Consider the following 26,097-nt stretch of genomic DNA (forward strand, 5'->3'; position numbering starts at 1 on the left):
TAACGAAGTGGAGAGCCGCATGGTTCCCGTAATCGCCCTGGTGGGCCGACCGAACGTCGGCAAGTCCACCTTGTTCAACCGCCTGACCAGGACTCGCGACGCCATCGTCGGCGACTTGTCCGGTCTGACCCGTGATCGCCAGTACGGTGAGGCCAAATGGCAAGGGCGTTCCTACATTCTGATCGACACCGGTGGTATCTCCGGTGACGAACATGGTATGGACGAAAAAATGGCCGAGCAGTCGCTGCTGGCCATTGAAGAAGCGGATGTCGTTCTGTTCCTGGTAGATGCCAAGGCCGGTTTCACCGCCGCCGACCAGATGATCGCCGAACACTTGCGCAAACGTAACAAGCGTTCCCACGTGGTCGCCAACAAGGTCGACAACATCGACCCGGAAATGGCCCGCGCCGAATTCGCCCCGCTGGGCATGGGCCACGCGATTCCGATCGCTGGCGCCCACGGCCGCGGCATCACTCAATTGCTGGAAGCCGCCCTGAGCGATTTCCCGCGCGATGATGACGAACCGGCGGAAGGCGAAGAGGAAGAGATCGTTGCCGAAGGCGAGGAAGCCAAGCGCATTCCTGGCCCGAGCGAAAAAGACGGCATCAAGATCGCCATCATCGGTCGTCCTAACGTTGGCAAGTCGACGCTGGTCAACCGCATGCTCGGTGAAGACCGGGTGATCGTCTATGACCAACCCGGTACCACCCGCGACAGTATCTACATCCCGTTCGAGCGTAACGACGAGAAGTACACGCTGATCGACACCGCCGGTGTGCGCAAGCGCGGCAAGATCCACGAAGAAGTCGAAAAGTTCTCCGTGGTCAAAACCCTGCAGGCGATCAAAGACGCCAACGTGGTGATCTTCGTGATGGACGCCCGCGAAGGCGTGGTCGATCACGACCTCAACCTGCTGGGCTTCGCCCTTGAAGCTGGTCGTGCGCTGGTGATCGCGATCAACAAGTGGGACGGCATGACGCCGAGCGAGCGCGACTTCGTGAAGATCGAGCTGCAACGTCGCCTGTTCTTCGTCGAGTTCGCCGACATCCACTTCATCTCGGCACTGCACGGTACCGGCGTGGGCAACCTCTACGCTTCGGTGCAGAACTCGTTCAAGTCTGCGGTCACCCGCTGGCCGACCAGCCGCCTGACGCAGATCCTCGAAGACGCAGTCAGCGAGCACCAGCCGCCGATGGTCAACAGCCGCCGGATCAAGCTGCGTTACGCTCACCTGGGTGGTGCGAACCCGCCGATCATCGTGATCCACGGTAACCAGATCGAGAAAGTGCCGAAGTCCTACGTGCGCTATCTGGAAAACACTTACCGCCGTGTGCTCAAACTGGTCGGTACGCCGATCCGTATCGAGTTCAAGGGTGGCGAGAACCCGTACGAAGGCAACAAGAACACGCTGACCGACCGCCAGGTCAACAAGAAGCGTCGTTTGATGTCGCACAACAAGAAGGCCAGCAAGAAGCGCCGCGACAAGAAGTAAGGTCGCTGCCCGTTGATCGTTTCCATGCACAGCACAGGAACGATCATCGAGAGAGAAGGGGCGCCGTTTGGCGCCCTTTTTTTATGGGCGCCGGATGGGCTATCCTCGGGCTCTCCCGCGCCGTCGTCAGTGCCGGGGCAGAGCAGGGAACCCCGATGATTACCAGCAAGCTGCCGAATGTCGGCATCACTATTTTCACGCAGATGTCTCAGCTCGCGGCACAGACCGGAGCCATCAACCTGTCCCAGGGTTTTCCCGATTTCGACGGCCCGCAGTCGCTGCGCGATGCGGTCGGTCGGCACATTGCCAGTGGCCATAACCAGTATTCGCCGATGACCGGCCTGCCGGCGTTGCGTCAGCAGATCGCGGCCAAAATCGCTCGCAGCTATGGCGCCAACGTCGATGCCGACACTGAAGTGACCGTGACCCCCGGTGCGACCCAGGCGATCTTCTGTGCGATCCAGGCGGTTATCCACAGCGGCGACGAAGTCATCGTGTTCGACCCGGCTTATGACAGCTATGAGCCGTCGGTGGAGCTGGCCGGCGGGCGCTGCGTGCATGTGCAGTTGGGCCTGAATGATTTTTCCATCGACTTTGACAAGCTCAGTGCAGCCCTGAGCCCGCGTACGCGGATGATCATCCTCAACACCCCGCACAACCCGAGCGGCGCGCTGATCAGTCGTGCCGAGCTCGACCAGTTGGCGGCGTTGATCCGTGACCGCGACATCTATGTGATCAGCGACGAAGTGTACGAACACTTGGTGTTCGACGGTGTGCCGCACGTCAGTGTGCTGGCTCATGAAGAGCTGTATCAGCGGGCGTTCGTGGTCAGTTCGTTCGGCAAGACCTATCACGTCACTGGCTGGAAAACCGGCTACGTCGTGGCACCTCCGGCCCTGACAGCCGAGCTGCGCAAAGTGCACCAGTACGTCAGCTTCTGTGGTGTGACGCCGCTGCAGTACGCTCTGGCCGATTACATGGCCGAGCATCCGGAACACGTCGAAGAACTGCCGGGTTTCTATCAGGCCAAGCGTGATCTGTTCTGCGATTTGCTGGAGCCTTCGCGATTCAGCTTCACCCGGGTCACCGGCACCTATTTCCAACTGGTCGATTACTCGCAGATCCGTCCTGACTTGAACGATGTCGAGATGGCGATGTGGATGACCCGCGAGCATGGCGTAGCCAGTATCCCGGTGTCGGTGTTCTACCAGAATCCACCCGAAGGCCAGCGCCTGGTGCGTCTGTGCTTTGCCAAACGCGAGGAGACGCTGCGGGAAGCGGCGGCAAAACTATGCGTGATCTGAGTGCTTTACCCGATCTCAATCTGGCGCTGATCCAGACCAGCCTGGCCTGGCATGATCGTCAGGCCAACCTTGAGCATTTCGACGCTTTGCTGGAGCAGGCGCGCGGTGCGGATCTGATTATCCTGCCGGAAATGTTCACCACCGGATTCTCCATGGAATCCGAAACCCTGGCCGAAGCCGAAAACGGCCCGACCAGCAAATGGCTGCGGGCCCAGGCGGCGAAACTGGATGCCGTGGTCACTGGCAGCGTGATCATCCAGGCCGCCGACGGCAGCCACCGCAACCGCTTGCTGTGGGCGCGACCGGACGGCGAAGTGCTGCACTACGACAAGCGCCACCTGTTTCGCATGGCCGGCGAGCACAACCACTACACCCCCGGCGAACGGCAGGTGCAGTTCGAGCTCAAAGGCTGGCGGGTGCGTCCGCTGATCTGCTACGACTTGCGCTTCCCGGTGTGGAGCCGTGATGCGCAAGACACCGACCTGCTGCTGTACACCGCCAACTGGCCGGGTGCACGGCGTCAGCACTGGAACCGGCTGCTGCCGGCCCGGGCCATTGAAAACCTGTGTTATGTAGCGGCGGTCAACCGAGTCGGTACTGACGGCAAGGGCTTTGCCTACACCGGCGACAGTCAGGTGCTGGATTTCCAGGGCGAAACGTTGCTCGCGGCGGGGGAGGCGGACGGGGTGTTCAAGGTAGTTTTGGAGGCGGAATCGCTGGCGGCTTACCGAGAGCGGTTTCCGGCGAATCTGGACGCGGATACTTTCGAGTTCACCTGATAGTCGGTTCAGAACGAAAAAGGCCCCGAGGTGCAAACCCCGGGGCCTTTTGTATTTCAGCGGTGAGTTACGCCGCTTTCGCTTCCGGCTGGCTCAGCGAACGGTTCAGCGCGCTGAACAGTGCCTTGAAGCTGGCCGTGGTGATGTTTTCATCGATGCCCACGCCGTGTACCGCACGCTCACCGTTCACACGCAACTCGATGTACGCCGCTGCCTTGGCGTTGGTGCCCGCGCCGATGGCGTGTTCGTTGTAGTCCATGATCTCCACCGGAATCGGCAGACCGGCCACCAGCGCTTCCAGCGCGCCGTTGCCCTTGCCGCGCCAATGCAGGTTGGTTTCGCCCTGACCCTTGCTCGCGACTTCGACTTCGACGGCGCTGTTGCCGTTTTCTTCCTGCAGGCGATGGCTGACCAGCGCGTACGGAGTGTTGGCTTGCAGGTATTCGCTGATCAACAGCGAGTGAATCTGCTTGGCAGTCATCTCCAGGCCCAGGCGATCGGTTTCACGCTGCACGACCTGGCTGAATTCGATCTGCATGCGACGTGGCAGGCTGATGCCATATTCCTGCTCCAGCAGGTAGGCGATGCCGCCCTTGCCCGACTGGCTGTTGACGCGGATTACCGCCTCGTAGCTGCGACCGATGTCGGCCGGGTCGATCGGCAGGTACGGCACTTCCCACAGCTCGTCGGATTTCTGCTGGGCGAAACCCTTGCGGATCGCGTCCTGGTGGGAGCCGGAGAACGCGGTGTGCACCAGGTCGCCGACGTACGGGTGACGCGGGTGAACCTGAATCTGGTTGCACTCTTCGACGACTTTGCGCACGCCGTCGATGTCGGAGAAGTCCAGTTGCGGGTCGAGGCCCTGGGTGTACATGTTCAGTGCCACGGTGACGAGGTCGACGTTACCGGTACGCTCGCCGTTGCCGAACAGGCAGCCTTCGACACGGTCGGCGCCAGCCATCAGGCCCAACTCGGTGGCGGCCACGCCAGTGCCACGGTCGTTGTGGGTGTGCAGGCTGATGATCACGCTGTCACGACGGTTGATGTTGCGGTGGAACCACTCGATCTGGTCGGCGTAGACGTTCGGGGTCGCGCATTCAACGGTGGCCGGCAGGTTGAGGATGATCTTGTGCTCAGGCGTCGGGTTCCAGACCTCGATCACGGCGTCACAGACTTCCTTGGCGAATTCCAGCTCGGTGGCGCTGAAGGTTTCCGGCGAGTACTCGAAAGTCCATTCGGTGTCCGGCTGCATGGCTGCGTATTTGACGAACAGCTTGGCGGCGTTCACGGCGATGGCCTTGATCCCGTCCTTGTCCTGGTTGAACACGATGCGACGGAAAGAAGGGGAGGTGGCGTTGTACAGGTGAACGATGGCTTTCTTCGCCCCGCGCAGGGATTCGAAGGTGCGCTCGATCAGGTCTTCACGGCCCTGGGTCAACACCTGGATGGTAGTGTCGTCCGGGATGTGGCCTTCTTCGATCAGGGTCCGCACGAAGTCGAAGTCGGTTTGCGAAGCGGCCGGGAACGACGCCTCGATTTCCTTCACGCCCACTTGCACCAGGGTTTTCCAGAAGCGCAGCTTTTTCACCGCGTCCATCGGCTCGATCAGCGACTGGTTGCCGTCACGCAAGTCGGAGCTGCACCAGATCGGCGCGGCATCGATGGTTTTCGACGGCCAGGTGCGATCCGGCAGGTTGATCACAGGAAACGCGCGGTATTTCGAAGACGGGTCTTTGAGCATGCTCATCGGGAAATTCCTTATTGTCTGGGCCGAAAAGAGGCGGCCTGCCGGTGGAACGAATGTTCGGGGAGAAGCTTGGGACGAGGCGCAGCGATTCAGCCCGGCAGTCGTGCGCTGACGAGGCACAGGCTGCGGTGCTGGCGAAGCTGAATAAGGGTGTGAGAGGTTTTCATGCCTTCAACCCTAACCGCGGGGGATGAGGATGGCAAGCAGTCGAAAAAAATTGAGAGGAATACCCGGAAAGCGGTTTTTTCCGAGATTTTATTCTTGATATGGCGGTAATTGTTGACGGGGATTGCGCAGACCATTCGTCGTGCGCAATCCCCGCGGGAGTAGGCTCAGCCCGGAATCAAGGTTGGAATGCACCAATGAAAATCGCCGGATCGACCCGCGCGTCGTTCAGGCTGACGTTCCAGTGCATGTGCGGCCCTGTCGCCCGACCTGTGGCACCCACCTTGCCGACTACCGCACCGCGCGCCAGTTGCTGACCGTTCTGCACATCGATCTTCGACATGTGGCAGAACATGCTGATGAAGCCCTGGCCGTGGTCGACGAACACGGTGTTGCCATTGAAGAAGTAATTGCCGATCAGGATCACCTTGCCCGCCGCCGGGGTCTTGATCGGTGTGCCGGCCGGCACCGCGAAGTCGAGGCCGGCGTGAGGGTTGCGCTCTTCACCGTTGAAGAAACGGCGCACGCCAAACTTGCTCGACAACGGCCCGTTGACCGGTTTGTCCAGCAACAGGTTGCTCGGCGTGTTCGGGCTGAAACTGCGGTAGGCCTTGATCTGCTCGGCCAGCTCACCCTCGATGCGTTTGAGGTTCGCCGGGTTCGGATTGACCTGTTGCGTGTTCTTCAGGGTGATGTGCTGTTCCGGGTACTTCTTGTTGCCGACGGTGAAGTTCAGATTCTTGCCGCCACTGTTCATCTGCTGGGTGCCGGGTTTGACGGTCAACGGTACGCCGACAATCGCCAGCCAGTTGTTCTGTTCCTTGACCACCAGCACCGGTTTGCCCTGATACGTGGCTTTCGGCGCTTGCGCGGCAGTGCCCAGATCGACGACAGCAACGCCGCCCGGCACCGGTTTGTTCAGCAGCCGGGTGATGTAGCTGTCGGCGTGGGCGTTGAAGGTCAGGCACAGCAACAACAGCGGAGCGAGAAAACGCGGCATGGATCAGTCCAGTAAAGAGAGGGTGACGGGCGTCAGGTGATTGTCCTCGACGCGCACTTGCAGTTCGCCTTCGCCCAGTCTGGCCTTCAAGCGCTGGCCGGTGTGGGTTTGCGCCGCGTCGCGGATCGCATTGCCACGCTCGTCGAGCAGAATGCTGTAGCCACGGCCAAGGGTCGCCAGCGGGCTGACCACATGCAGGGTCTGCATCTGGCTTTGCAACTGTAAACGGCGCCGTTTCAGGCCTTCGTTCATTGCGCGTGGCAGGCGCTCGGCGAGGCTGTCGAGACGCTGGCGCAACAGGGCCAGTTGCCGTCCCGGGTGTTGCCCGGCGAGGCGGGTTTCCAGGCGGATCAGGCGTTCGCGGCGGGTGTTGAGCTGGCGCTCGAACGCCCGGCGCATACGCATGTCCAGGTCATCCAGGCGTTGTGCCTGCTGGCGCAGTCGCTCGCCGGGATGGCGCAGACGACGAGCCATGCCCTCAAGACGCAGACGATCACGCATCAGGCGGTCACGCATGCGCATCACCAGCCGGCGATGCAGGCTTTCGACCTGACGGATCAGGTGGCTGGAATCCGGGGCGAGCAATTCGGCCGCCGCAGAGGGCGTCGGTGCGCGAACGTCAGCCACAAAGTCGCTGATCGACACATCGGTTTCATGACCGACCGCGCTGACGATCGGTGTCACACAGGCATCCACTGCCCGGGCCACGGCCTCTTCGTTGAAGCACCAGAGATCTTCCAGCGAGCCACCGCCGCGAGCCAGGATCAGCGCATCGAAACCCCGGGCGTCCGCGAGTTTAAGAGCGCGGACGATCTGCGCCGTGGCTTCGCGGCCCTGAACAGCGGTGGGGATCAGCGTCAGTCTGACCTGCGGCGCACGGCGGCGGAACACGCTGATGATGTCGCGGATCACCGCGCCGGTCGGCGAACTGATGATGCCGACGTGTTGCGGATGGGCTGGCAGCGGGACTTTTCGTTCGGCACTGAACAAACCTTCGGCGCTGAGTTTTTCCTTCAAGGCATCGAAGGCCAGACGCAGCGCACCGTCGCCGGCAGGCTCTACCGTGTCGAGGATCAGTTGATAGTCGCCACGTCCTTCGAACAGCGAGACCTTGCCACGCACCTTGACCGCCAGGCCATCCTTCAGCGCCTGACGCACGCGAGCAGCATTCTGGCGGAACAGCGCACAACGCACCTGGGCGCCGCTGTCCTTGAGCGTGAAGTACACGTGGCCGGACGCCGGGCGGGCGAGGTTGGAAATTTCGCCTTCGACCCAGATGTTGCTGAACACGTCTTCGAGCAACACCCGCGCGCGGCCGTTGAGCTGGCTGACGGTCAGGACTTCGCGGTCCAGGCCGAGTCTTGCAAAGGGATCTTTAATCATGGGGCGCAGTTTAAAGGCTTTCGCCGGTGAATGTCTGGAGGAAGTGTTGCACCAACGGTGTGGGATTCTGCCGAAAGGCGAGGGCGACGGTGCTCTGGCAATCGCCGGTCAGTGGCAGAAATCTCACACCGGCGGGCGCGATGTCCTGCATCGATTCCGGCAGCAGAGCAATGCCAAATCCCGCCTGGATCAATTGCAACTGTGTGGTCTTGCGCGACATCACTCGCGCAGCCTGAGGGAAAAAACCGTGACGCATGCACAGGTCCGCGCACAAATAGCTCAGCCCGCCCCGTTGCGGATGGGGGATGGAGATGAACGCTTCGTCCTTCAATTGCGCCAGATCGACTGCCTCCGCCAAAGCCAGTCGATGCTCCGCTGGCACGGCAAGCAGCAAGCGTTCGGTGTAGAGCGGCACAACCTGAACGCCCTCGCGCTGACGCAAAACCGGCAGGCGTAGAAGGCCGATATCGAGCCGGCCCTCGGCCAGTTCTTCAAGCTGTGCCTCCGAAGACAACGTGCCGATGTCCAGCGAAACCCCGGGCTGTTGCTCCAGGTAAGTGCTCATGTCGCGCAACAGTCGGCCGCTGATCGGTACGGTGCTGGAGTGAGACAGGCGCAAGGTGCCGCGCTGGCCCTGGCCGATTTCCGTGGCCAGGGTGCTGGCCTTGTTCAATTCGTTGAGCAGGTTTCTCGCCCGGGGCAAGAACGCTTCGCCGGCGGCGGTGAGCCGGGGCTGGCGCGCCGTGCGTTCGAACAGCGGCGTCTGCAGGCGGGTTTCCATGTCCTTGATCTGCCGGCTCAGTGCCGACTGGGCGATGAACAGGCGTTCGGCCGCAGCGCTGAAGCTGCCGCTCTCGGCGATTTCCACGAAGTAACGCAATTGACGGGTTGAAAGCACGAGACATGCCTTTTCGAGATGGCTTGGTGGTTTCGATGATATTAGTCGCAACCCTCGGCGCTGGCTAAAGTCATCGCAGGCTTATATAGGAAGCGAGCGAATGAGTGTGGCGGGGTTGTTGAGCGAATGGTCGTGGGGCGTGCAGGGCTGGGTGGTGATCGGACTGGCGATCGCGCTGGCCTACATCGTGTTCGGCATTGCCGGTTTCGGCACGGCGCTGGTGGCGGGGCCGATCCTGATTCTGTTCATGCCGTTGTCGAAGATCGTGCCGTTGCTGGTGCTGCTGGATTTCGTCGCCGCGTTCGGCAATCTGCTGCCGTCGCGGCGCGATGTGGCGAAACCGGAATTGCTGAGGTTGCTGCCGTGCATGGCGGTGGGGTGCACGCTGGGGGTGATTTTCCTGCTTAACCTCAAGTCCGACCTGTTGTTGCTGTTGATGGGGCTGTTCATCAGTGCCTACGCGGTTTACAGCTTGTGGATCAAGGCCCGGCCGGCGCAGTTGTCCGCGATGTGGGCGTTGCCGATGGGCTCGGTGGGCGGGCTGTTCGGGGCGTTGTTCGGCAGTGGCGGCTTTCTTTATGCGATCTACCTCAACAGCCGACTGCCCAAGGACGCGGCCCGGGCCACGCAAAGTGCGCTGATCAGTTGCAGCACGGTGGTGCGTTTGAGCCTGTTCGCCATCGCCGGGGTGTATGCCGAGCTACCCTTGTTGATGCTTGCACTGTGCCTGTTGCCGGCCATGGCGCTGGGACTGTGGATTGGACGGCGGCTGACCATGCGTTTGTCCCGCGAGGCCTTCGTGCGGCTGGTGACCTGGCTGGTGCTGGCGAGCGGTCTGGCGCTGATCGGCCGCTATTTAAGCACTTGACCGGATTGTCTCAGGGATTAAGCTGCCGGCCGCGTTCGTCGCAGAACATCCTTTGACGCAGCAGGCTTGCACCATGAATTCCCAAAGCATCATCGTCCCGAAAATCTCCAACCTGCCGGTGCACGAACCCCGGGCCCGGGCGATCCTGCGCTGGCTGGTGCGCAAGAACATCGTCAAGGAAGAGCTGAGCACCTGCGGGCGCACCGGCAATCGCATGGCCTACGCCATCGCCGATGGCGCACGCGCGGTGGTGCTGCACCCCGAGGCGCTGCCGTTCGGTGAGCCGATCAATGGTCTGGAGGTCGTCACCAAACGCTGCATCTACACCCCGGCCAAAGGCTTTCTCGAAGAGGCCGGTTGCGCCGAGTGCCGTCAGGAGATCGGCGAAGCGCTGTTCGAAAGCCTGGAAGACTGGATGCCGGGCCGTACCGACAATTTCACCTGCCCTGAATGCGGGCATGAAGATGACATCAACGGTTTTCTGTATTTGCAGGAGTGCGGGTTTTCCAACCTCGGTTTCATCTTCAACAACTGGCTGGAGGCGGGGTTCAAGCAGAGTTTCATCGACGAATTCGCCGACTGGCTGGATCAACCGGTGAGCTGGGTCAAGGTCGAGTTGTAGGGTGCGCTTTTCCCGTACATCAGCAACATTGATATAAGACAAGTTTTACATTGAACCCGAAGGGGTGTCTGACTATAATGGCGCGCTTCCATTTTCCCGCTCGGGAGCCCCCGCGATGCTGCGTATCAGCCAAGAAGCTCTGACCTTCGACGACATTCTTTTAGTGCCTGGTTATTCCGAGGTGCTTCCTAACGAAGTCAGTCTCAAGACCCGCCTCACCCGTGGCATCGAACTGAATATTCCTCTGGTTTCTGCCGCCATGGACACCGTTACTGAAGCCCGTCTGGCAATCGCCATGGCTCAGGAAGGTGGCATCGGCATTATCCACAAGAACATGACCATCGAGCAGCAAGCTGCCGAAGTCCGCAAGGTCAAGAAGTTCGAAGCCGGTGTGGTCAAGGACCCAATCACCATCGAGGCTGACGCCACGGTTCGTGATCTGTTCGAACTGACCCGCATGCACAACATTTCCGGCGTTCCGGTGCTGCACGATGGCGACCTGGTCGGCATCGTCACTTCCCGTGACGTGCGTTTCGAAACCCGTCTGGAAGCCACCGTTCGTGAAGTGATGACGCCGAAAGAGCGTCTGGTCACTGTTCGCGAAGGCGCCAACAAGAACGAAGTCCGCGAGTTGCTGCACAAGCACCGCCTGGAAAAAGTCCTGATCGTCGACGACAAGTTTGCCCTCAAAGGCATGATGACCGTCAAAGATATCGAAAAAGCCAAGGCTTACCCGCTGGCCAGCAAGGACGACCAAGGTCGTCTGCGCGTCGGCGCTGCAGTCGGTACCGGTAAAGACACCGGTGACCGCGTTGCCGCGCTGGTCAATGCCGGTGTGGACGTAGTGGTGGTCGACACCGCTCACGGTCACTCCAAAGGCGTGATCGACCGCGTTCGCTGGGTCAAGGAGAATTTCCCTGAAGTGCAGGTGATCGGCGGCAACATCGCCACCGGCGCAGCCGCCAAGGCCCTGGCCGAAGCCGGCGCCGACGCCGTCAAGGTCGGTATTGGCCCTGGCTCGATCTGCACCACCCGTATCGTCGCCGGTGTCGGCGTTCCGCAAATCAGTGCCATCGCCAACGTCGCCGCTGCCCTTGAAGGCACCGGTGTTCCGTTGATCGCCGACGGCGGCATCCGTTTCTCCGGTGACCTGTCCAAGGCCATCGTTGCCGGTGCTTCCTGCGTGATGATGGGCTCGATGTTCGCCGGTACCGAAGAAGCACCGGGCGAGATCGAACTGTTCCAGGGCCGTTCGTACAAGGCTTATCGCGGCATGGGTTCGCTGGGCGCCATGTCCCAGGCTCAAGGTTCCTCCGACCGTTACTTCCAGGACTCCTCGGCAGGCGCCGAGAAGCTTGTTCCGGAAGGCATCGAAGGCCGTGTTCCTTACAAGGGCACCCTGAGCGCGATCATTCACCAGTTGATGGGCGGTCTGCGTTCCTCGATGGGTTACACCGGCAGCGCCAACATCGAAGAAATGCGCACCAAGCCTGAGTTCGTGCGGATCACCGGTGCCGGCATGGCCGAATCCCACGTTCACGACGTGCAGATCACCAAAGAAGCGCCAAACTACCGCGTAGGTTGAGGCTTCAAGCAAAACGTTAAATGACCGGGGCTGTTTTATTCAGCCCCGAGTCGTTTCTGAATCAAGACTGTTTCTGAATTACTTAGACGAGACTGAATCATGGCCCTCGACATTCACGCTCACCGCATCCTGATCCTCGACTTCGGTTCGCAATACACCCAACTGATCGCTCGCCGCGTGCGCGAGATCGGCGTGTACTGCGAACTGCATCCGTTCGACATGGACGAGGAAGCCATTCGCCAATTCGCGCCAAAAGGCGTGATCCTCGCCGGCGGCCCCGAGTCCGTGCACGAAGCCAACAGCCCGCGCTGCCCGCAAGCGGTGTTCGACCTGGGCGTACCGGTCTTCGGTATTTGCTACGGCATGCAGACCATGGCCGAGCAACTGGGTGGCAAGGTTGAAGGTTCCGAGCTGCGTGAGTTCGGTTATGCCCGCGTTGACGTGGTCGGCAAGAGCCGCCTGCTCGACGGCATCGAAGATCACATCGACGCCGACGGCCTGTTCGGCCTCGACGTATGGATGAGCCACGGTGACAAGGTCACCAAGATGCCGGAAGACTTCCACATCCTGGCCAGCACTCCGAGCTGCCCGATCGCCGGCATGTTCAACGACGAGCGCGCTTACTACGGCGTGCAGTTCCACCCGGAAGTGACCCACACCAAGCAGGGCGGTCGCATCCTGTCGCGCTTCATCCTCGACATCTGCGGTTGCGAAGCGCTGTGGACCCCGTCGAAGATTGCCGAAGACGCCATCGCCAACATCCGCGCACAGGTCGGTACCGACAACGTGCTGCTGGGTCTGTCCGGCGGTGTGGACTCCTCGGTGGTTGCGGCGCTGCTGCACAAGGCCATCGGCGATCAACTGACTTGCGTATTCGTCGACAACGGCCTGCTGCGTCTGCACGAAGGCGAGCAAGTGATGGCCATGTTTGCCGAGAACATGGGCGTCAAGGTGATCCGCGCCAACGCTGAAGACCAGTTCCTGAACAACCTGGCCGGCGAAGCCGATCCAGAGAAGAAGCGCAAGATCATCGGTCGCACCTTCATCGACGTGTTCGATGCCGAATCCTGCAAGCTGGACAACATCAAGTACCTCGCTCAGGGCACCATCTACCCGGACGTGATCGAGTCGGCTGGCGCGAAAAGCGGCAAGGCTCACGTGATCAAGTCGCACCACAACGTGGGCGGCCTGCCGGAAGAGATGAACCTGAAACTGGTCGAGCCACTGCGCGAACTGTTCAAGGACGAAGTCCGTCGTCTGGGCCTGGAACTGGGCCTGCCGTACGACATGGTCTACCGTCACCCGTTCCCGGGCCCGGGCCTGGGCGTGCGGATCCTCGGTGAAGTGAAGAAGGAATACGCCGACCTGCTGCGTCGCGCCGACCACATCTTCATCGAAGAACTGCGCAAGGCCGACTGGTACCACAAGGTCAGTCAGGCGTTCGTAGTGTTCCAGCCGGTCAAGTCGGTTGGTGTTGTCGGTGACGGCCGTCGTTACGCCTGGGTCGTGGCCCTGCGTGCCGTGGAAACCATCGACTTCATGACCGCGCGTTGGGCACACCTGCCTTACGAACTGCTGGAAACCGTTTCCGGCCGCATCATCAATGAAATCGAAGGCATCTCCCGCGTCACTTACGACGTGTCGAGCAAGCCGCCGGCGACCATTGAGTGGGAGTGATCTCGCGCAAGCCGTGATGGCTTGAAGCCGGATCAACAAAAAGCCGCGTGAAACAATGTTTCACGCGGCTTTTCTGTTTCTGGCGATCAGACGTCGATTACAACGGCTTGGACCAGCCGGCCAGCTTCATGCCTCGTCCATCGAGGGCCTTCAGCAGCGCCTGGAGATTGGCGAAGCGTTTTTCATGCACGGTGGGCCATTCGGGCCGTTCAATGAATACGCGGTCGGATTCGAAGCGAATATCAGTTTCCACGATCAGGTTGGTGCGGCTGCGATGAACCAGGAGTGTGTTGCGCAGTTTCTTGGTCAAGGTATACATGCCAGGTCGGGAAAGTAACTGTTCAATCTCTGAGTTCGTCCGCGCATACCACGGCGTTTCGACTTGCAGGCGCAGGTCGCCTTTGACGAGCGCCTCATTCTTGCCCATTTGATCGCCGAGACTTTTACCGGGATCCGCTTCGATACCACCGGACTGACCTTCAGCGACATCTTCGGCGCGCAGACCGACGGCGCCTTCCAGCTCACTGACACCGGCAACGCCTTCAAAGGTGTTGGAGTGGGAATTTCCCACCAGCGCCACCCAGTTGTGCGGCCCACGAGCGGCCTGGTCGGCCTCGATCACGGTGTGAGCGTAGTAGTTCATCATTCTTTGGCGCGCCGACAGGTCAGCCGTTCTCATTCCTTCAACCCGATAGCTGGCCAGGCAATCGAGGGCCTGAACGCGTATTCCGTTGCGATTGGCTTCCTTGACCAGATTGAGAAAGGTGTAGCGTTGCAGCGGATCGGTCATGTGACCGTTGTCGAGCTGAATCAGGTAGTTCTCCAGATCCCGCGGCATGACCGAAGTCCTGGCGTAATTGTCCAGCGCGGCCTGGTGAAAGTCCGTGAGCAGGTGCTCGGAGTAGAGGGTCTTCACACCTTTGTTGGCCAGGGTTTGCATATTGTCGATCAGCCATTGTTTGCTGCCGACACCGGAATGACTCTCACCTATGACCAGTCCTCGAAACTCCGCGAATACCTGTTCGATGAAGGTTTCTCCCGACAGTCCTGATTTCAATGGTTCCATCGATGGGCGCACCGGCAGGCGCAATTCGGCATAGAAGCGCACCGCCGCCTCGTGCAGTTGCCCTCGCAGCGTCTTGAACGTGTCGAGAGGCGAGTTGCCGCTCCATGACTTGAAGGCGTCGCCCAGCAGATGGCTGTCGTTGCCCCGGGCAACATTTTTCAGTTCCGCCCGCGCCTGCACCGGAATCTCATACGGCGAGGTAAAGCGAGGTGGATCCTTGACCATCAAGTCGGGGGCGGGCGGCGCTTCTGTCACCGGGATGGACGGTTGAATGTCTGGCAACTGACCGGGCGTGGCGGTTGGGTCAATACGCACGCGTACCTGTGTGAGACCTTCATGTTCAATGGCTTCCAGCAATTCATGCAGGCTGTCGAAGTGACGTCCGCTGACGGCTGACCACTTAGGCCGGAGGATGGAGAAACCGGCGGTGTCCTGCTGGATCGGCGTGCGCACCAGGCTGCCATCGCCGCTTCGGTGAACAAGGGTGGAAGGCTCCTGCACCATGAACATGCCAGGCTTGGGCAACGCCTCCTCCAGTGAGCGAGCGGTTGCCGTCGGTGGCGGGGCGCCCAGTTGCAGGCGCAGGTCACTTTTCAACTCGTCCAAGGGACGTCCCAGGATGTCCTTGATCTTTTTTCCCGGGTCGGTGGTCAGTCCCCGATTCTGACCCAGCGCGCTTTCCTCGACACGCAGTGCCACCGCCCCTTCCAGTTCACTCAACCCGGCGACCTTGTCGAAGCGGCTGGCGCGGGCTTCATCAACCAGTGCGACCCAGCGATGAGCACCTCGTGCGGCTTGATCGGCTTGAATCACGGTGTCCGAGTAGTAATTCATCATTTTCCGGTTGCTGACCTCCGTGGTGCCTTCCATCTCTGGAAAGCGCCGGGTGGCCATGCTGTCGATGGCCTGCACGCGAATGTGGTTTTTCTGCGCGGCTTTTACCAGCTCGGTGTAGGAGTGCGGCCCGGCCGGATCAGTCTTGAACCGGACGTCCAAAGCCTTCAGATATCGTTCGAGGGCGGGCGGCATCTTGCCGGTCTGATGGAAAACATCCAGATCCGTTTGATGGAAATCCGTGAGCAAGTGATCCAGATAAAGGGTTCTGATCTTTTGCTTGTTCAGCGCTTTGAGGTTGTCGACAAGTAGCCGTCGGGCACCGATTACCGAGCTGTCCTGACCGATCACCAGACCGGTGCCGTCCTTGAACAGGCGCTTGGTCATTTCAGTGAACGGTGTCGTGGGTTTGAAGGCTGGGACCAGCGGTCGAGGCGGGAATTCGGCGGTGGCATAGGCGTCTATGGCATCGTCATACAGGCCGCGACGCAGGGTTTTGAAGTCTTGATAGAAGCGGTCGCTGCTGTCCTGAGGATCCAGGGGGAAATCGTCCACCTGCGCTTCGGCCACAGGTTGCAACGCTGGCCGCGAGGTCTGCGGCACGTCGTACGCCAGCGGCTGCACGACCACTTCGGGCAGTGGATCGGCAGTGTGTCCGAAGGGCCACTTGCCGAAAATCTTCATGCCGCCCTTGAGGCCAGGGCGTGCGATGGGTTCCCACCTGAGCGCTTCGTTCAAACGGACCGGGACATTGCGGTAAAACGAGAAAGGATTGGCGGGATCGATAATCACCCAGCCGCATAGTTGTTCGACATAGCGCACCTGGTAAAAGCCGTCGCTCCCCGCGCGGCGCATGTAAATGTACCGTTTGCCCGACGCGGTCAGGATGATCTCCTGCAATTTGGGATCGCCGGTTTCGGCGCGGGTGCCCTCCGTGATTTCAGTCTTGAATGAGGCGAGAAAATCCTCTGGCTGCGGGGGCAGGATACGTGTCGGGGCGATCTCTTCCAGCGGGGGCAGAGAGGGACGGGCAAGCACCGCTTCGGCGAGTTTTTCTTCCGGTTCGAAGACCGTACTGGCCTCGGCTATTTCCGGCAGACGGCCGCTGCCCTTGAGGAAGGTGGCGTTGAACAGGGTATCGATTGTCGCGAAGATGGCGCCCGTCACGGCAGCCTTGCGCTCGCCGGGTGTCTTGCCATTGACCGCCTGATCAATCTGCAACCCGACGTTGGCAATGCCGGCACCCACGACAGCCAGCGCCACGGGCCAGCCGACAGCGGCCATCGGGCCGAACAGGCGACCGAAAGCATTCAGGTAGCCGATCCACAGCTTTTTCCGCAGATCGCCATTGGTGTGCATCATGAACGTGGCGTCGCTGATCATTCGGGTGTGCGTGGCGCTGGCGAGGAAGGTGAAGGCATCGTTCTTGAGCGTGTCGCTCGTGTGTTCGATCAGAGAGTGATCGGCGCAGTCCCAGGTGCTGACCAATAGATCCAGGACATGATTGAGTCCGACGTTTTCGATATGCGGTGGGCGGAATATCTCAACGAGGAGACTCACCCCGGGATTGAATACCGAAAGCCACTGCGTTTTCGCCGCATCCCGCCACGAGGTGTCCTCCATGATGTCGTGGTCGGCCACCTGAAAGTGCGCGAGAAAGCGTTTGCGGTCTTCTGGTTTACGGGTTTGCGACAGCACCCACCAGTGCAAATCCCTGACGGTATCGAAAGCGTGCAGGCCCCAGACTTCCCCTGGGGTGTAAAGGATTTTGCGGCCGTTGCCGTCGGTGATGCACAGGATATCGGTCGCCACGTAACCGCCGACTTTCAGCAGGCTGAGATTCATTCCCTTGGCGGGCGCCGCATCCTCTTCCAACATCTGCAGTGTGACGGGCCAGCTCACATTGCTGGCGATAGCCTTGATCACGGTTCGGAAGTTATCGTCCGACAACCGGCCTCCCTCGCGATCCTCCATGGCCTGGGCGAGAAAGGTGCACTTGGCCAGGCTGCGGAATGTGCGGGTGTGCTTTTTCCAGAACGAGGCGACCTTCTGATTGAAAAGATCGGCAAAGTTGATCGCCCAGAAATCCTTCAACACCTCGTTGCCATGCAGCCGCACTTCATTGGTGTCGTTGAAATCCTCAGCGTCCGGACCCGCGGTATAGAAACCGCCATACACGTCCAGCATATCGGCGTTGTCCTGATCCCCGACGCGAAACCGCTGGATCACTAGTTGCGGCAAGGTCATGGACTCGATGGGTCTGTTGCCGTTGTGTTCCCAGCCGGTGAATGCCTTCCAGCTGCTGGCGGAATATTTGAAGCGATGCCAGTAAACCTGTTCTGGGTCCAGATGATTCACGCCATGTTTAAGCAAGATATCTCTGGCGACATCGCAGGCCATTTCGTACATGTCGGGACATGCCTGAACCAGGGCGGGCACGAGGTTCTTGAGTGCCAGTTTGTCGGCAACGTTGGGTAATGCAGTGTTTTCAGATGTGTCCACGGTCTTTCCTTGAGGGTGGTACGGATAGGGACCGGATCATTTCAGGGGACGTAGGACGGGTCTGTCGGCAGTTGGGTGTATCAAGTGTCGGAACAATAGGCATGACGTATGGGAAAACGATCGGGCCAGGGTACGAAAGCTCTGGGGAATGGGCGCTTGAGTCCCGTTTGGCATCTTGAGGAACTGCGGCCAGTCGCCGCGCTGCCCTTACTGTTTCGCAATTGCAGGTGTATCGTATTCGCCCTTTACGGGCCTGCGGGCCCGCCGCAGATACGTGAGGTAGTTGAGTTCATGTCCTTTACCCGTCGCCAAATCCTCGGTGGCCTGGCCGGTCTTGTTGTCGTTGGCGTTGGCGCGGGGGGCGCGTCGCGTTACTGGCTGGGCAAAATGGCCGATGCCGACGCGGGGCATGACTACGAATTGATTGCCGCGCCACTGGACGTCGAGCTGGTGCCAGGGCACAAGACCGAAGCCTGGGCGTTCGGCCCGTCGGCGCCGGGCACTGAATTGCGCGTGCGCCAGGGCGAGTGGTTGCGGGTACGGTTCATCAACCATCTGCCGGTCGCGACGACCATTCACTGGCACGGCATTCGCCTGCCGCTGGAAATGGACGGTGTGCCATACGTCTCGCAATTGCCGGTACTGCCGGGCGAATACTTCGATTACAAATTCCGTGTGCCGGATGCCGGCAGCTATTGGTATCACCCGCACGTCAGCAGCAGCGAGGAACTCGGTCGTGGGTTGGTCGGGCCGTTGATTGTCGAAGAGCGCGAACCGACCGGATTCAAATACGAAAAAACCCTGAGCCTGAAAAACTGGCACATCGACGACGAGGGCAACTTCGTCGAGTTCAGCATTCCGCGCGAAGCGGCCCGTGGCGGTACGGCGGGGCGACTGTCGACCATCAACGGCGTGCCTGCGCCGGTCATCGAGCTGCCGGCCGGGCAGATCACCCGCGTGCGCCTGCTCAATCTTGACAACACCCTGACCTATCGCATCAATATTCCCGGTGTCGAAGCGCAGATCTATGCGCTGGACGGCAACCCGGTCGAGCCGCGGCCGTTGGGCAAGGAATACTGGCTCGGCCCGGGCATGCGCATCTGCCTGGCGATCAAGGCACCGCCGGCCGGTGAGGAACTGTCGCTGCGTAACGGCCCGGTGCGTCTGGGCACTCTGCGTTCGGTAGCCAACAATGACGCGCCGACCGACTGGCCGAAGGCATTACCCGCCAACCCGGTCGCCGAGCCGGACCTGGCCAATGCCGAGAAACTCAACTTCAATTTCGAATGGGTCGGTTCGGTGTCGGTGAATGTCGACAACGGCAAGCCGCCGAGCCTGTGGCAGATCAACGGCAAGGCCTGGGACATCACCGACAAGACTTGCGCCGACCGGCCGATTGCCAGCCTGAAACTGGGCCAGAGCTATATTTTCGAATTGAAGAACATGACCCAGTACCAGCACCCGATCCACCTGCACGGCATGAGCTTCAAGGTGATTGCGTCGAACCGGCACAAGATCGTGCCGTATTTCACCGACACTTATCTGCTGGGCAAGAACGAGCGCGCGCAAGTGGCGCTAGTGGCGGATAACCCGGGGGTATGGATGTTCCACTGCCACGTGATCGACCACATGGAAACCGGCCTGATGGCCGCCATCGAGGTGAAGTAATGCGTCAGATTCGCCCAGCGGCGATCATCGACCGCAGCCGTGATCGCGACTTCATGCGCGAGGCCCTGGCGTTGGCGGCACAAGGCGCAGCCCTCGGCGAAGTGCCGGTGGGCGCGGTGCTGGTGCAGGACGGCGAGATCATCGGTCGCGGTTTCAACTGCCCGATCACGGGGAGCGATCCGAGCGCGCATGCGGAGATGGTTGCTATCCGTGCCGCCGCTCAGGCAGTCAGCAATTATCGCCTGCCGGGAAGCACGCTCTACGTGACGCTGGAGCCGTGCAGCATGTGCGCCGGGCTGATCGTGCATTCGCGGATTGCTCGCGTGGTTTATGGCGCATTAGAGCCCAAGGCCGGGATTGTGCAGAGTCAGGGACAGTTCTTCACCCAGGGCTTTCTCAACCATCGAGTGCTGTATGAAGGCGGGGTGTTGGCGGAAGAGTGTGGCGCCGTGCTGACCGAGTTCTTCAGGGCGCGACGCGCGAAACCGGCAGACTGAAAAAATACCTGTGGGAGCGAGCATGCCCACTCCCACAGGTGTTTTGGTGTTCGGAGGATTTACTTCTTCGCGACAATCACCGCCCGCATCGGCGCCGGCAACCCTTCGATCGTCTTGCTGTGATCTTCCGGATCAAGGAAATCGCTCAGCGACTGATACTTCATCCATTCGGTCCCGCGCTGCTCTTCAACAGTGGTGGTGCTCACGTCCACGCATTTCACATCCGTGAAACCGGCACGACGCAGCCACAATTCCAGCGCCGGCACCGACGGCAAGAACCACACGTTACGCATCTGCGCATAACGGTCTTCCGGCACCAGCACCTGATGCTTGTCGCCTTCGACCACCAGCGTTTCCAGCACCAGCTCGCCACCCTTGACCAGGCAATCCTTCAGCGCCAGCAAATGCTCGATCGGCGAACGACGGTGATAGAACACGCCCATGGAAAACACCGTGTCGAAGCCTTCCAGATTCGGCGGCAGGTCTTCAAACGGGAACGGCAAGTGCCAGGCATTCGGCTCTGACAGATAACGCTGCACCGCCTGGAACTGGCAGAAGAACAGCCAATTCGGATCGACGCCGATCACGCTGTCGGCGCCGGCACCGAGCATGCGCCACATGTAATAGCCGTTACCGCAACCGACATCGAGGATGCGTTTGCCTTTCAGGTCCAGATGCGGAGCGACTCGCGACCACTTCCAGTCCGAGCGCCATTCGGTGTCGACGTGTACGCCGAACAGATCGAACGGCCCCTTGCGCCACGGCGACAGGCCCATCAGCGCGGTGCGCATCTGCGCGCGGGTTTCGTCGTCGCAATCGGTGTCCAGCTTCAGGCCATCGAGCAGGTCGACTTCGGTCGGCTGGATTTTCGGCAAGGCGTCCAGCGCACTTTGCCAGCGCTCCAGATCGCCGTGGCCCTTCTCCATTTTCTTGTCGAGCTGTGCTTGCAGGGTGTTGGCCCATTCGGCCAGCGGCGAGCCGGCCAGACGGCGGGCGAGGGGGGACAGATCAATCATGGCAAGGCAATCAACGAGGCAAAGTTAAGACACTGGAACCACGGCACGACTTTCGAGAACCCGGCGGCCAGCAGGCGTTCGCGGTGTTCTTCGAGGCTGTCGGGCTTCATGACGTTTTCGATGGCGCTGCGCTTCTGGGCGATTTCCAGTTCGCTGTAGCCGTTGGCGCGTTTGAACGCGACGTGCAGATCGGTCAGCAGCGCGTGTTCTTCGGCATCGTTGAAGCGCAGCTTCTCCGACAGAATCAACGCGCCGCCCGGCAGCAACGATTGGCGAATGCGCGACAGCAACGCCGTGCGCTGTTCCGGGGCGATGAATTGCAGGGTGAAGTTCAGCGCCACCACCGAGGCCGGTTTGAAATCGAGGGCGAGGATATCGCCTTCAATCACCTCGACCGGTAGCAACTCCTGGAACATCGAATCCTGACCGTTGAGGTATTCACGGCAGCGCTCGACCATCGCTGCCGAGTTATCCACCGCGATCACCCGGCAACCGTCTGTGCGTACATGTCGGCGCAGGGCCTGAGTCACGGCACCCAGCGAAGCGCCGAGGTCGTAGAGCACGCTGTTTGGCTGAGCGAACTGCGCCGCAAGCACGCCGAGGTTCTCGACGATGGTCGGGTAGCCCGGCACCGAACGCTTGATCATGTCCGGGAACACCCGCACCACGTCTTCGTTGAAGGCGAAGTCAGGCACCTGGGCCATCGGCTGGGCGAAAATGCGATCGGGTTCTTTGCTCACGGCGGTTCCGGCGGTGTCGATGAAAAGGCCGGCATTTTAGCCAAACTGGCGCGCAGATGCGCGGGTTGTCTGATAAACCGCCGTCTCACAGCTCCGGACGTTTGCTTTGGGAAAACGCTGATGCCGCAATCCCCCACTGCCCTAGCCAATAGCTGAGGATGATGATGTAGGGCGCTGCATTGAAAGGGGAGACAAACCGATTGATGCCGATCACGCTGTCGGAGAACACGAACGCTACCGCGCCGCCAGCCGCCAGCAGCGCCGAACGTTGCGGTACGCCGCTGCCGAGTCGGGCCAGTGCGCGCCAGAGCATGGCGCTGATGGCTGTTCCGTAAACGATCACCGGCACGGTCAACGGACCGAGTCCGCTGCCGATCAATATGCCCAACAGCACGGCGCCGACGCTGAGCGCCAGGATCAGCGGGAGCAGGGCCAAGCGTCGGCAATCGCTGAGGTAAGCCTTGAGATACGCCAGATGCGCGACCAGAAACGCACCGAGGCCGAACACGAACAGATCCCCCGGCCACGCCAGCAACACATCGCCGATCAACGAGAAAATCAGACCGAGGCTGATCCAGCGGCGATAGTCGCTGGGCGGTGCATCATGCAGCCAGCCCAGCAACGCCAGTACCGGCAGCGGTTTGACCAGCAGACAGAGCAACGCCGCGTGGGTGCTCACGCCATAGAGAAAGGTCGCTGCGCCCATCAGCGCGAGGATCAGCCAGCCCACGGTCAGTTCACCGAGATCGCGCAGTCAAAGGTTTCCACCGGCTCGACTTCTGGCTCCCAGGGTTGCTGTGACGTTAGACGCAAGCGCCCGGTGCCGGGAGCAAAGGCCTGGAAGCGCCAGGTGGAGAAACCGCCCGCGCCGACCATGCCGGAATCTTTCGGACTGCTGTAAACCTCGGGGCTCAGCGCATGCAGCACGCCGCCGGCCGAGTCTTGAATGGCCCAGCGATAGCCGGTGGTGGGGTTGCTCGGGAGCATGACGATCAGGTTTTGCCCGTTGGTCAGCCGTACCGGGCATTCGCTCTGTTTTTCCACGGTCACGTTGGTTTTCGGTTGCGTGGCGCAGGCGGCCAGCAGGGCGAGGGACAGCGGGACAAACAGGCGAGTGGGGGACATAGGCTCAGCGGCTCCGGCGTTGGCGACGAACGGCGAGCATAACTGAAGATGAGACAAAGTGTGACAGTCGGGGGAGGGTGTGATCGTTCCCACGCTCTGCGTGGGAACGATCTTTAACTCAAGTCGTAATCAGAAAAGCACCTTCGCCACATCCGCAAACTTCTTGGCGAAATGCACGGTGATCCCTTCCTTCAGGTAATCCGGCAGTTCCTCGAAGTTACCCCGATTCGGCTCCGGCAGAATCAGCTCGAAAATCTTCTGCCGCCGCGCCGCGATCACCTTCTCACGCACCCCGCCAATCGGCAGTACATGCCCGGTCAGCGTCAATTCGCCGGTCATCGCCACGCCTTTTTTCGGCGGCTGATTGCGTGCGAGGGAGAGCAGGGCACTGGCCATGGTCACGCCGGCGCTCGGGCCATCTTTCGGTGTTGCGCCTTCCGGCACATGCAGGTGGACGAAAGCCTCGTCGAAGAATTTCGGATCGCCACCGAAGGATTTCAGGTGCGAACTGACGTAGCTGTAGGCGATCTCCGCCGACTCCTTCATCACATCGCCCAATTGCCCGGTAAGTTTGAAACCTCGGTTCAGGGTATGAATCCGCGTGGCCTCGATCGGCAAGGTCGCGCCGCCCATGCTCGTCCAGGCGAGACCGGTAATCACGCCGGTGCCGGACAACACTTGCTCGTTGCGGAACACCGGATGGCCGAGGGACGCTTCGAGGTCTTTCGGGCCGATCTTGATCACCGCTTTCGGCTCATCAATCAGCTTCATCACCGCTTTGCGCACCAGTTTGCCCATCTGCTTTTCCAGCTGGCGCACGCCGGCTTCACGGGCGTAGCCGTCGATCAAGGCTTTGAGCGCCGTGTCGCTGATGCTCAGGCTGCCCTTGGACACGCCGGCCTTTTCCAGCAGTTTCGGCCACAGGTGACGCTTGGCGATGGCGACTTTTTCTTCGGTGATGTAACCCGACAGGCGAATCACTTCCATCCGGTCCAGCAACGGGCCGGGAATCGAATCCAGGGTGTTGGCGGTGCAGACGAACAGGACTTTCGACAGGTCCATCCGCAGATCGAGGTAGTGGTCGAGGAATTCGACGTTCTGTTCCGGGTCGAGGGTTTCCAGCAGCGCCGAGGCCGGGTCGCCCTGGTAGCTCTGGCCCATCTTGTCGATCTCGTCGAGCATGATCACCGGGTTCATCACTTCGACGTCTTTCAACGCCTGCACGAGTTTGCCCGGCTGCGCGCCGATGTAGGTGCGGCGATGGCCCTTGATCTCGGCTTCGTCGCGCATGCCGCCGAGGCTGAAGCGGTAGAACGGCCGGCCGAGGGATTCGGCAATGGACTTGCCGACGCTGGTTTTACCCACGCCGGGCGGGCCGACCAACAGCACGATGGAACCGCTGATCTCGCCTTTGTAGGCACCGACCGCGAGGAATTCGAGGATGCGGTCCTTGATGTCGTCCAGACCGGCGTGGTGTTTGTCCAGCACCTTGCGCGCGTGCTTGAGGTCGAGTTTGTCCTCGCCGTACACGCCCCACGGCACCGAGGTCGCCCAGTCGAGGTAGTTGCGGGTGACCGCGTACTCCGGCGATCCGGTTTCGAGGATCGACAGTTTGTTCATCTCTTCTTCGAGGCGCTTTTGCACCTGCGTCGGCAGGACCTTGCCCTCCAGACGCTGCTCGAACTGCTCGAGGTCGGCGCTGCGGTCGTCCTTGGTCAGGCCGAGTTCCTGCTGGATGACCTTGAGCTGTTCTTTAAGGAAGAACTCGCGCTGATGCTCGCCGATCTTGCGGTTTACCTCGGCGGAGATTTCTTTTTGCAGGCGCGCGACTTCGACTTCCTTGCGCAGCATTGGCAGGACTTTTTCCATGCGCTTGAGCATCGGCACGCAGTCGAGCACTTCCTGCAGCTCGGGGCCGGTGGCGGAGGTCAGGGCGGCGGCGAAGTCGGTCAGCGGCGACGGATCGTTGGGGCTGAAGCGGTTGAGGTAGTTCTTCAGCTCTTCGCTGTACAGCGGGTTGAGCGGCAGCAGTTCCTTGATCGCGTTGATCAGCGCCATGCCGTAGGCCTTGACCTCGTCGGTCGGCTCGGTGGGCTGGTGTGGGTATTCGACTTCCACCAGGTACGGCGGGCGATGGTGCTTGAGCCAGGTCTTGATGCGGACGCGGCTCAGACCCTGAGCGACGAATTGCAGTTTGCCGTTTTCGCGGCTGGCGTGGTGCACCTTGACCAGGGTGCCGTATTGCGGCAATGCCTTGGTGTCGAAATGGCGCGGGTCTTCCTGGGGCGTGTCCATGAAGAACAGGGCCAGGGAGTGGTGGTCGGATTTGCTGACCAGTTCGAGGGTTTCGGCCCAGGGTTCTTCGTTGACGATGACCGGCAGGACCTGGGCCGGGAAGAACGGGCGGTTGTGGATCGGGATGATGTAGACCTTGTCCGGCAGGTTCTGGCCGGGCAGGGCGAGGCCTTTGCCGGGGACGTGGTGTTCGATGTGTTCGGCGTCGGTTTCGGTGATGTCGTCGGGGTTCTCGGGGAATTCTTGCTGGTCGCTCATGGGGCACCTGCGCAATGGGGTATGGGTGTTAGATGGGGCAGGGTTTTGGTGGTTTCAATGGGGGTGGGTGTTTCTGGTTGTGTGTTCAGGGTTTTGACAGGGTTTGGGCTTTGGGCTTGGCGGCCTCTGGGCCGACCATGCTCTGGGTGTTTTGGGTGAATATCCGTTGCTTCGGGTGCTGCGGCTGGCGGTTTCGCCCTTACGGCGAGTCCCTTTTGGCAAACGCCCCAAAAGGAACCAAAAGGTCTCGCCCCGGCGTTCGGCCCTCGCAAGCTCGGGTCCCTTCGCTCCGGCGTCCCTCCGGGGGCATCGACTTCGTCGATGAGTTCGGCTTCGCCAAACGGCGCTGCGCGCCAATCCCCGGATGAACACCTCCACTCAGCCTTCCGAAGGGGCGGGTGGATCAAGATCAAAAGCGTTGTCGAGCTAACGCTCATCCGGTTTGTTTGGGGGAGCCATGCGCGGGTTGGTCGACCGGGGAATGGAACCTGGCAGGGCGTAGGCCCTCCCGCGCATGGCTGTAACGTGATCGTTCCCACGCTCCGCGTAGGAATGCAGCCCGGGACGCTCCGCGTC

19 protein-coding genes are annotated in these 26,097 nt (G+C 60.8%); 9 read left to right on the forward strand and 10 right to left on the reverse strand.

Annotated features, from left to right (window positions below; translation table 11 throughout):
• Positions 1-19 precede the first annotated feature (19 nt).
• The 3 genes from der to AC1RMX_RS15190 all read left to right on the forward strand — a co-directional run bounded on the left by der (position 20) and on the right by AC1RMX_RS15190 (position 3,575).
• Complete coding sequence (der, locus tag AC1RMX_RS15180; protein ID WP_096818590.1) at positions 20-1,492, forward strand: ribosome biogenesis GTPase Der; 1,473 nt, start codon at positions 20-22, stop codon at positions 1,490-1,492.
• A 155-nt stretch (positions 1,493-1,647) separates the two neighbouring features.
• Complete coding sequence (locus AC1RMX_RS15185; protein ID WP_096818588.1) at positions 1,648-2,796, forward strand: pyridoxal phosphate-dependent aminotransferase; 1,149 nt, start codon at positions 1,648-1,650, stop codon at positions 2,794-2,796.
• Positions 2,784-3,575, forward strand: coding sequence for an amidohydrolase (locus tag AC1RMX_RS15190; RefSeq protein WP_493072486.1), 792 nt, complete (start codon positions 2,784-2,786; stop codon positions 3,573-3,575). Before AC1RMX_RS15185 ends, AC1RMX_RS15190 begins: the two co-directional genes overlap by 13 nt.
• Positions 3,576-3,642: 67 nt before the next feature.
• Here AC1RMX_RS15190 and leuA read toward each other — a convergent pair whose 3' ends face one another.
• From leuA to AC1RMX_RS15210, 4 genes are all read right to left on the reverse strand, one after another.
• Complete coding sequence (gene leuA / locus AC1RMX_RS15195; RefSeq protein WP_493072487.1) at positions 3,643-5,322, reverse strand: 2-isopropylmalate synthase; 1,680 nt, start codon at positions 5,320-5,322, stop codon at positions 3,643-3,645.
• 343 nt (positions 5,323-5,665) lie between these two features.
• The gene (locus AC1RMX_RS15200) at positions 5,666-6,487 is read right to left on the reverse strand and encodes a peptidoglycan DD-metalloendopeptidase family protein (RefSeq protein ID WP_493072488.1); all 822 of its coding nucleotides are present in this window, start codon (positions 6,485-6,487) and stop codon (positions 5,666-5,668) included.
• A 3-nt stretch (positions 6,488-6,490) separates the two neighbouring features.
• Positions 6,491-7,870, reverse strand: coding sequence for an exodeoxyribonuclease VII large subunit (gene xseA, locus AC1RMX_RS15205; RefSeq protein WP_096818581.1), 1,380 nt, complete (start codon positions 7,868-7,870; stop codon positions 6,491-6,493).
• Positions 7,871-7,880: 10 nt separating this feature from the next.
• Positions 7,881-8,768, reverse strand: coding sequence for a LysR family transcriptional regulator (locus AC1RMX_RS15210; RefSeq protein ID WP_096818579.1), 888 nt, complete (start codon positions 8,766-8,768; stop codon positions 7,881-7,883).
• A 100-nt stretch (positions 8,769-8,868) separates the two neighbouring features.
• Between AC1RMX_RS15210 and AC1RMX_RS15215 the strand changes: the two genes are divergently transcribed.
• From AC1RMX_RS15215 to guaA, 4 genes are all read left to right on the forward strand, one after another.
• Positions 8,869-9,636, forward strand: a complete 768-nt coding sequence (locus AC1RMX_RS15215; protein WP_493072489.1) for a sulfite exporter TauE/SafE family protein — start codon at positions 8,869-8,871, stop codon at positions 9,634-9,636.
• Between the two features lie 73 nt (positions 9,637-9,709).
• Positions 9,710-10,258 (forward strand): sugar ABC transporter ATPase, encoded by a 549-nt coding sequence (locus AC1RMX_RS15220; protein ID WP_192558923.1) that lies wholly within the window; start codon positions 9,710-9,712, stop codon positions 10,256-10,258.
• Positions 10,259-10,373: 115 nt separating this feature from the next.
• On the forward strand, positions 10,374-11,843 hold the full coding sequence (gene guaB, locus AC1RMX_RS15225; protein ID WP_085709413.1) for an IMP dehydrogenase: 1,470 nt from the start codon (positions 10,374-10,376) through the stop codon (positions 11,841-11,843).
• A 99-nt stretch (positions 11,844-11,942) separates the two neighbouring features.
• Entirely contained in the window at positions 11,943-13,520 is a 1,578-nt protein-coding gene (gene guaA, locus AC1RMX_RS15230; protein WP_096818575.1) for a glutamine-hydrolyzing GMP synthase, read from the forward strand.
• A gap of 97 nt (positions 13,521-13,617) precedes the next feature.
• On the opposite strand, the gene AC1RMX_RS15235 is transcribed toward guaA, so the two are convergent.
• Positions 13,618-17,922, reverse strand: a complete 4,305-nt coding sequence (locus tag AC1RMX_RS15235) for a membrane-targeted effector domain-containing toxin (protein ID WP_493072490.1) — start codon at positions 17,920-17,922, stop codon at positions 13,618-13,620.
• Positions 17,923-18,213: 291 nt separating this feature from the next.
• On the opposite strand from AC1RMX_RS15235, the gene AC1RMX_RS15240 reads away from it, so the two are divergent.
• Positions 18,214-19,590: a multicopper oxidase family protein gene (locus AC1RMX_RS15240; protein WP_025109201.1), complete on the forward strand. Its 1,377-nt coding sequence runs from the start codon at positions 18,214-18,216 to the stop codon at positions 19,588-19,590.
• A complete protein-coding gene (gene tadA, locus AC1RMX_RS15245) occupies positions 19,590-20,087 on the forward strand; it encodes a tRNA adenosine(34) deaminase TadA (protein ID WP_096818572.1) in 498 nt (165 codons plus the stop codon). Before AC1RMX_RS15240 ends, tadA begins: the two co-directional genes overlap by 1 nt.
• Positions 20,088-20,146: 59 nt before the next feature.
• Here tadA and cmoB read toward each other — a convergent pair whose 3' ends face one another.
• The 5 genes from cmoB to lon form a co-directional block, all read right to left on the reverse strand.
• Entirely contained in the window at positions 20,147-21,103 is a 957-nt protein-coding gene (cmoB, locus tag AC1RMX_RS15250; RefSeq protein WP_102620813.1) for a tRNA 5-methoxyuridine(34)/uridine 5-oxyacetic acid(34) synthase CmoB, read from the reverse strand.
• Positions 21,100-21,807 (reverse strand): carboxy-S-adenosyl-L-methionine synthase CmoA, encoded by a 708-nt coding sequence (gene cmoA, locus AC1RMX_RS15255; RefSeq protein ID WP_219737186.1) that lies wholly within the window; start codon positions 21,805-21,807, stop codon positions 21,100-21,102. Before cmoA ends, cmoB begins: the two co-directional genes overlap by 4 nt.
• Before the next feature lie 121 nt (positions 21,808-21,928).
• The gene (locus tag AC1RMX_RS15260) at positions 21,929-22,573 is read right to left on the reverse strand and encodes a lysoplasmalogenase (RefSeq protein WP_176504805.1); all 645 of its coding nucleotides are present in this window, start codon (positions 22,571-22,573) and stop codon (positions 21,929-21,931) included.
• Between the two features lie 2 nt (positions 22,574-22,575).
• Entirely contained in the window at positions 22,576-22,968 is a 393-nt protein-coding gene (locus AC1RMX_RS15265; RefSeq protein WP_249490523.1) for a protease inhibitor I42 family protein, read from the reverse strand.
• A gap of 129 nt (positions 22,969-23,097) precedes the next feature.
• Positions 23,098-25,521 (reverse strand): endopeptidase La, encoded by a 2,424-nt coding sequence (gene lon / locus AC1RMX_RS15270; protein WP_096818563.1) that lies wholly within the window; start codon positions 25,519-25,521, stop codon positions 23,098-23,100.
• Positions 25,522-26,097 lie beyond the last annotated feature (576 nt).

The sequence above is a fragment of the Pseudomonas sp. GW822-FHT03F04 genome (genome assembly GCF_058801405.1).